At 72.5% G+C, this 7,609-nt stretch carries 6 protein-coding genes; 2 read left to right on the forward strand and 4 right to left on the reverse strand.

Annotated elements, in window-relative coordinates:
• Window positions 1–42: 42 nt before the first annotated feature.
• From ACRX5S_RS24065 to ACRX5S_RS24080, 4 genes are all read right to left on the reverse strand, one after another.
• The gene (locus ACRX5S_RS24065) at window positions 43–1,665 is read right to left on the reverse strand and encodes an ABC transporter substrate-binding protein (RefSeq protein ID WP_436775144.1); all 1,623 of its coding nucleotides are present in this window, start codon (window positions 1,663–1,665) and stop codon (window positions 43–45) included.
• A gap of 115 nt (window positions 1,666–1,780) precedes the next feature.
• Complete coding sequence (locus tag ACRX5S_RS24070; protein ID WP_436775145.1) at window positions 1,781–2,653, reverse strand: fumarylacetoacetate hydrolase family protein; 873 nt, start codon at window positions 2,651–2,653, stop codon at window positions 1,781–1,783.
• A 17-nt stretch (window positions 2,654–2,670) separates the two neighbouring features.
• Window positions 2,671–3,720, reverse strand: a complete 1,050-nt coding sequence (locus ACRX5S_RS24075) for a Gfo/Idh/MocA family protein (protein ID WP_436775146.1) — start codon at window positions 3,718–3,720, stop codon at window positions 2,671–2,673.
• Window positions 3,717–4,817 carry a Gfo/Idh/MocA family protein gene (locus ACRX5S_RS24080; protein ID WP_436775147.1) on the reverse strand — a complete coding sequence of 367 codons (1,101 nt, stop codon included), beginning with the start codon at window positions 4,815–4,817 and terminating at the stop codon, window positions 3,717–3,719. Before ACRX5S_RS24080 ends, ACRX5S_RS24075 begins: the two co-directional genes overlap by 4 nt.
• 348 nt (window positions 4,818–5,165) lie before the next feature.
• Here ACRX5S_RS24080 and ACRX5S_RS24085 point away from each other — a divergent pair, with 348 nt between their 5' ends.
• Complete coding sequence (locus tag ACRX5S_RS24085) at window positions 5,166–6,518, forward strand: aspartate aminotransferase family protein (protein ID WP_436775148.1); 1,353 nt, start codon at window positions 5,166–5,168, stop codon at window positions 6,516–6,518.
• Window positions 6,519–6,715: 197 nt separating this feature from the next.
• Window positions 6,716–7,609 (forward strand): fumarylacetoacetate hydrolase family protein (locus tag ACRX5S_RS24090; protein ID WP_436775149.1); only part of this gene is annotated, 894 nt, incomplete at its 3' end.

Genomic DNA, 7,609 nt, shown 5'->3' on the forward strand with positions numbered 1-7,609 from the left:
GGGTCCGTCGCGGTGCGCGGACCCGGCCCGGTCAGGTCGAGGTCAGGTCAGGTGCCAGTTCTCGATGCCGGTGAACGGGCGGGTGATGTCGCCGCTCGCCTTGAAGCCCTGCACACGGTTGTTGGACGCCCACACCGTCTGCGGGTTGTACATCCACAGGTACGCGGCCTGCTCGTTCTCCCGGGCCGCGGCCTGCCGGTACAGCTCCTGCCGGGCCGCGGCGTCCGAGGTCGCGTTGGCCTTGGCGGTGAGTTCGTCGAGGGTCTTGTCGCAGAAGTGCGGGACGTTCGATCCCTGCGGGTAGAACTTGTCGCAGCCGACGATCTGCGGGACCTGGCTCGGATCGGTGTACGTACCGCCGCCGAACATCGCCAGGTCGAACCCGCCGGTGTACGACTCCAGAAGCTGCGAGGCCTGCACCTGCTTGAGCTCGACCTTCACACCGACCGCCTGGAGCTGGCTCTGCACGATGGTCGCCGTGGTGTCGCGGTCGCGCTGCCCCGGGACCCACTCCAGCTCGACCGGCTTGCCGGAGTCCCAACCGGCCTGAGCCAGCAGGTCCTTGGCCTTCTGCGGGTTGTACTCGTACGCGTTGAGGTTGTTCGGCACCACGTCGCCCATGAACGAGGTGGCGGGTACCGACGCCTTGCCGCCCAGCACCGAGTCGACGATCTTCTTGCGGTCGATCGCGTACATCAGCGCCTGGCGGACGCGCGGGTCGGCGAAGCGCGGCTGCGCCTGGTTCACCGCGATGCGGGTGAAACCGGGGCTGTCGGCGGCCGAGACGGTGACGTTGCCCATCTTCTCGACGGTCGGCAGGTCGGTGGGCGACACCTGGACGACGTCCATCTCCCCCGTGCCGAGCTGTGCGGTGGCCACGTCGGACGTCACGGGCTTGAGGAAGACCCTGGAGATCCCCACCGGAGTGCGGAACTCGGGGTTCGCCTGCAACTCGACGTACTGGTCGGTCTGGTAGGAGACGAAGCGGTACGGGCCGGTGCCCGCGGTCGGCTTGGTGAAGAAGGCGTTCTTCGCCACCTGGTCCACCGGGACCGCGCCGAGGATGTGCTTCGGAAGGATGGGCGTCGCGCCGATGAGCGCGACGATGCCGGCGTCGGGCTTGGTGGTCTTGACGACGAAGGTGTTGTCGTCCGGCGCGCTGAACCCCGAGGCGGTCTGGGCGGTGCCCGCGGCGAGCGCGTCGACGCCCTCGACCCCGGCGTAGTTGCCGGCGGACGCGGCGCCCGACTTGGGGTTGGCCATCAGGTTGTAGGTGAACAGGACGTCCTGCGCGGTGAACGGCTGTCCGTCGCTCCACTTGAGGCCCGGGCGCAGCTTGAACGTGTACGTGGTTCCGTCGGCGCTCTGCTGCGGCAGTTCCTGCGCCATGCGGGGCTGGAGCTTGAAGTCGTTGTCCGGGGCCACCAGCGAGTCGAAGACCAGGGACATGACTATCTGGTCGGGCCCGTTGTTGGGGGCGAGCGGGCTGAAGAGCTTCGGCTTCTGGTACAGGTACACGTTCAGCGTGCCGTTGCCGGTGCCGCCTCCGGCACCCGGCGTGCCGCCGCCCTGGCTCGGGTCCGAGGAGCAGGCGGCCACTGCCGACAGGGTGAGCGCAAGGCCGACGGCGGCCTTCGCGAGAGATCTCTTCCGGGAATTGAACACGGTTGTCCTTCGGTTCGGTGCCGGCGGGTCGGGGGTGCCGCGTCGCGCGGGCGCAGCCGGGCGCGCGGGAAGACGGAGGGAAGCCCGCGGGGCGGGCGGCGGGGGCGCGGGTGGTTCAGCGCACGGTGTTGACGAGGGTGCCCAGTCGGTCGACGGTGACGGTCATCTCGTCGCCGGACCGCAGGAATTCGCCGGTCGCGGCACCCACACCGGACGGGGTGCCGGTGAAGATCACGTCGCCGGGTTGCAGGGTCATGAGCCGGGAGCAGTGCGCGATCAGCTCGGCCACGTCGAAGATCATGTCGCGGGTGCTGCCGTCCTGCCGGAGCTTGCCGTTGACCTCCAGCCGGACCGCGAGGTCCTGCGGGTCGCCGACCTCGTCCGGGGTGACCAGCCAGGGGCCGAACGGCGCGAAGCCGTCGAACCACTTGCCCGCAAGCCAGTCGAAGAACCATTCGGCCGACGCCCCGGGGGCGCCCGCGTCGCGCTCGTAGCCGAGGTCGAGCGACCGGGCCGAGACGTCGTTGCCGACGGCGTAGCCGGCGACCAGGCCGAGGGCGTCCGCCACGGCGACGTCGCGCCCGCCGCGGCCGAGCACGACGACGAGTTCGGCCTCCCAGTCGACCTGCGCCGAGGTGTCGGGCAGGGCGATGACGGCGTCGGGACCGGTCACGGAGGTGCCCGGCTTGAGGAACATCCGGGGCGCCAGGCGCTCCTTGACGAGCGGTTCGCCGCCGCCCTCCAGCACGTGCTCCTGGTAATTGGCCGCGGCCGCAAGGACCTTCGGCGGGTTCGGCACGGGGGCCAGGACGCGCACGCCCGCGGGATCGTACGTGCCGACCACCTCGGTGGTGAGCCGGTCCCAGTTCCCGTCGAGTGCGACGATGACGGCGCCGAGGTCCCCGTCGCCGAGTTCGGCGATCCGGCCGTCGTCGAGGAGACGGCCGTGGCGCACGGCACCGTCCCGTTCGTAGCTGAGCAGCTTCATGGTGGTTCCTCGGGGGGTCAGGCGGCAGGGACGGGGGCGGGTGTCCGGGCGGGCTCCGGCCGGACCGCGACGTCGACGGGCAGGCCGGTCCGCAGCGACGTCCGTGCGGCGTCCACGATGCGGGCGACGGCCAGCGCGTCCTCGATGTCCGGATCGGCCGGGCGGCCCTCGGTCACCGCGCCGTGGAACTCGCGCACCAGGGCGTTCACGCTGCCGCGGTCGAAGGGGAGCGCCCGGGCGCCGGCGGAGCCGCGCACCGTGAGGGTGGGTCCCGCGGCGTCCACGACGAGCACGCCGGAGGAGCCGCTGACCCGGTGCCGGTGGAAGACCGTGCCGGGCGCGGCGATGCCGTCGGCGCCCCGCCCGACCACGATCGTGCTGGTCACCCCGTGGGCGTGGTCGAGCATGAGGACGACGGTGCGTTCGGCGCCGGACGGCCCCGGGCTGCCGGCCGCGAGGGCGTGGACCCGGTGGACGGCCTGGCCGGTGAGCGCGAGCACGATGTCCACGGGGTAGACCGCGAAGTTCGCCAACTCGCCCTCGGGCACGGGGTCTCCCCCGCCGACGAGGAAGTCCGACTGGATGTTCCACGGCAGCCCCACGCGGCCGCCGGCCACGGCGGCGCGGGCGGCGCGGACGCCCGGGGCGAAGCGCTGGTGGTGGGCCGGCAGGCACACCCGGCCGGCCGACGACGCGGCGGCGGCGATCGCGGCGGTGCCGCGCGTGTCGGTCGCGGCCGGCTTGTCGACGAGGACGTGGCGGCCGTTCTCCAGGGCGCGGACGGCCACTTCGGCGCGCTCGTCCGGGCGTACGCAGACGCTGACGACGTCCGCGTCGACATCGCCGAGCGCCGTCGCGAGGTCCGCGACGAGCGGAACTCCCAGTCGTTCGGCGGTCGCCCGGGCCTGCGGCTCGTCGCCCGCGACCGCGGCCAGCTCGAAACCCGGGTGGGCGGTGAACGCGGGCAGGTACATGTCCGTCTGGTGGTCCTGGCTCCCGAGTCCGGAGAAGCCGGCCAACAGGACGCGCAGGGGGCGCGCGGAGGCGGCGGGGGCGGGGCCGGTCATGCGGGGCGTCCTTCGTCGAGTGCGGGGGTGCCGGAGTCGGGCGCGTGGCGGTCGGGGATGCCGAGTTCGGACAGCGGGACCGGCCGAGCCAGGGCCATCGAGCGCTCGGCGGCGACGCCCATCGCGACCGCGAGGACGGCGTCGCGTACCGGCATCGCGGGCTCGTGGCCGGCGATGGTGTCCAGCCAGGCGGCGAGTTGCACCGCGAACCCGTTGCCGCCGGGGGCCGGGACCTGCGAGAAGCCCCGCTCGGACAGCAGCGGCGAGCCGTCGCCGTTCCACGGCAGGGTCAGCAGGCCCTCGCTGCCGAGGACCATGACGTCCCGCAGCCCGACCCCGCCGGTGCGGTGGCCGCGGCTCATCTCGCAGACCGCCACCGAGCCGTCGGCGTAGCGGACGACCATTTCGAGGTAGTCGTGGATGTCGAGTTCCGCGGCGGTCTGCTTGCGGCCCCGGGCGTACACGCTCTCCGGTCGGGAACCGAGCCACCACGTGGCCAGGTCGAGCAGGTGCACGCCGTTGTGCAGCGCATGTCCCCCGGAGGCCGCCGGGTCCAGGACCCACGCGCGCCAGTCCGGCCAGATCCAGTCGCCCAGGATCGCCAGCCGGACGACCTCGGGACGACCGATCTCGCCGGCGTCGACCGCGGCCTTGACGGCGCGGCCGTAGTCGTAGAAGCGGTGGGTGTGGGCCGCCATCAGGACGGTGCCGGCCGCCGCGAAGGCGTCCGCCACCTCGACGGCCTCGGGCACCGTGACGGTGAGCGGCTTCTCGATGAGCAGGTGCTTGCCGGCGTCGGCGATCGCCAGGGCGAGGGCGTGGTGCGAGCCGTTGGGCGTGCAGACGATGCAGGCGTCGGCATCGGGCCAGGCGAGGGCCTCGGCGAGGTCCGTCGTGAAGCGCACGCCGCCGTTGCGGCGGGCGGCGGCCGCGGCGCGTCCGGCGTGGGTGTCGACGACGCCGACGAGGTCGGCGTCCGGGCGGCCGAGCAAGGCGCCGATGTGCTCGTCGGCGATGAACCCGGTGCCGACGACCACGATTCCGAGTGGTCGTGCAGGCGACTGACTTTCGCCGGTCAGCGCGGAATGGGATTCCATGTTGAGCGATGCTGCGCGTGCCGATAGGCCGGTGTCAAGGCTTCGTTTCTCCGTTTACCTGACCGAAACGGACGCGGGTTTCCCGGAACATGGAATGTCTTGCCATGTTGCGGGCGACTGTTCTATCGTCCGGACAGCCGGCCCCACGGCCGGTCAGCTCAGCGGCGGATCCGTTTCCGGCCCCTGCCGTGCGCCGCGTCCCGCGGCCCGACGCGACCCCTGTCCCGGCCGCCGTCCGCGGCCCGGCCGCACCCTGCCCCCGGGACCCACGTGCCCTCGGCCGGAGACAGCGCGCCCCGCGCGACCAGCGCGCGGCCCTCCGCCCCCGCACCGTCACGAAAGGCCACCATGTCCTCCACAGAGCGCACCGGCTCCGACGCCCCGACAGGCGGCGGGGCGAGCCGTGGACTCCGACTCGCCGAGTCCGCTGCCCGCGTGATCCCGGGAGGTGTCAACTCGGCCACGCGCTACATCGGCGAGCCGTACTCCTTCGTATCGGGCGACGGCGCCTACGTCACCGACGCGGACGGCCGCCGCTACCTCGACTACCACGCCGCGTTCGGCGCGATGGTCCTCGGACACAACGCACCCGTCGTTAACGACGCCGTGCGTGCCGCGGTCGACGGTCCCGGCCTCATCGGGCTGGGCGTCAGCGAACTGGAGATCGAACTCGCACAGCGCGTGGTGGAGGTCATCCCGTCCGCCGAGAGCGCGATCTCCACCATGAGCGGCACGGAGGCCACCTTCCAGGCGGTCCGCCTCGCCCGCGCCGTCACCGGGCGGCCCTACATCGTCAAGTTCCAGGGCGGGTTCCACGGCTCCCATGACGCCGTCGCCCGCAACGTCATCTCCGCCCCCGAGCGTGCGTACGGTCGCGACCCGCTCTCCAAGGGCATCCTCGACGCGGCGCTCGACGCCACACTCGTCGCCGAGTTCAACGACCTCGAATCGGTCCGCACCCTGCTCGACCGGCACCCCGGGCAGGTCGCCGCCGTCATCATGGAACCGATCCCGCACAACGTCGGAGCGCTGGTGCCCACGCAGGAGTTCGTCGAAGGACTCCGGGCGCTGACCGCCGAAACCGGGACCGTCCTCATCTTCGACGAGGTGATCACCGGCTTCCGGCACGCCCTCGGCGGCTACCAGGAAGTCTGCGGGGTCACCCCGGACCTGACCACGTTCGGCAAGGGCATAGCCAACGGCGTGCCCATCGGCGGGCTCGCGGGACGCCGCGACCTGATGGAGCACTTCAACCACACGGGCGGCGACGTACTGCTCGCGGGCACCTTCAACGGAAGCCCCATATCCAGCGCCGCGGCTATCGCCACCATCGACCACCTGCGCGCCAACCCGGACTTCTACGAACGCACCCACAGCCTGGGCCGGCGCATGCGCGACGGGCTCTCGGCCATCGTCGCCGACCTCGGCATCGACGCCACCGCGGCCGGGTTCGGCGGGGTGTTCGCCCTGTACTTCGCCAAGGGGCCAATCCGCGGCTACCGCGACCTGATGCGCAATGACAACACCGCGTACGTCGCCTTCCACCGCCGGATGACGGAGGCGGGCCACCTGATGCTGCCGATGGCGCTCAAGCGCAACCACATCTCCGGCGCGCACACCGCGGAGGAGGTCGAGGGCACCCTCTCGGCCGCGGCGGACGTCCTGGCCGGAATGCGGAAGGACGGAATCGTCGGCGGGTGAGGCGGGCGCGAGAGCGCGTCCCCGCCGCACCGACTTCCCGCCGCCGCTCCCCCGGCCGCGGCGCCAACGCCTCCCGCCCCGCACCCGCGTGACGTCCGAGCGCACCGTGCTCCCCCGCGCTCGACGCCCGCCCCAGCGCGCTGCCCGACTCCCCGCCCCCCGCGAGCCCGTCCCACCCAGCCGAAAGGAAACCCCCCGTGCGCCTGCTCCGCGTCGGCCCCGAAGGCAGCGAGGTCCCCGCCCTCGCCCGGCCCGAAAGCACCACCCACGCCTACGACTTGCGCCCGCTCACCGCGGACATCGACGGAGCGTTCCTGGCGAGCGGCGGCCCGCAACGCGCCGCGGCGGCCGCGGCGGCAGGCGAACTGCCCGACCTGGACATCCGCGGCATGCGCATCGGCGCCGCCGTCGCACGACCGCACGCCATCTACGCGATCGGCCTCAACTACCGCGACCACGCCGCCGAGACCGGCGCCGAAGTACCGCGCGAACCCATCGTGTTCAGCAAGGCGCCGAACAGCCTGTGCGGACCGCACGACACCATCGTCTTCCCGCCCGGCGCCGCCAAGGGCGACTGGGAGGCCGAACTCGGCATCGTCATCGGCCGCCGCGCCCACCTACTCGACGGCCCGGAGGCCGCGGCATCGGTGATCGCCGGATACGTGGCGCTCAACGACGTCTCCGAACGCGAGTTCCAACTCGAACACGGCGGCCAGTGGCTCAAGGGCAAATCCCACCCCACGTTCAACCCCACCGGCCCCCACCTCGTGACCCCGGACGAGGCGGGCGACCCCCACAACCTGCGCCTCGTCACGCGCGTCAACGGCGAGACCGTGCAGGACGGCACCACCGCCGACATGATCTTCAGGCCCGCCCACATCGTCTGGTACCTCAGCCGCTTCCTGGCCCTCGAACCCGGCGACCTCATCAACACCGGCACCCCGGCCGGCGTGGGCATGGGCCAGACCCCACCCCGCTACCTCGCCGACGGCGACGTCATACACGTCGACGTCCAAAACCTCGGTACCCTACGCAACCCCGTCCACATCCCCCCCCACCCCCTGACCGGCCGCCGGTTCGACGGCGGCGAC

Origin of the sequence: Yinghuangia sp. YIM S09857 (assembly GCF_051388915.1) — a bacterium.
GTDB lineage: Bacteria > Actinomycetota > Actinomycetes > Streptomycetales > Streptomycetaceae > Yinghuangia.

Excerpts from the sequence above, each read along its gene's own strand:
- ACRX5S_RS24080 (WP_436775147.1), bottom strand. The coding sequence starts at position 4,817 with ATGGAATCCCATTCCGCGCTGACCGGCGAAAGTCAGTCGCCTGCACGA.
- ACRX5S_RS24070 (WP_436775145.1), bottom strand. The coding sequence starts at position 2,653 with ATGAAGCTGCTCAGCTACGAACGGGACGGTGCCGTGCGCCACGGCCGT.
- ACRX5S_RS24085 (WP_436775148.1), top strand. The coding sequence starts at position 5,166 with ATGTCCTCCACAGAGCGCACCGGCTCCGACGCCCCGACAGGCGGCGGG.
- ACRX5S_RS24075 (WP_436775146.1), bottom strand. The coding sequence starts at position 3,720 with ATGACCGGCCCCGCCCCCGCCGCCTCCGCGCGCCCCCTGCGCGTCCTG.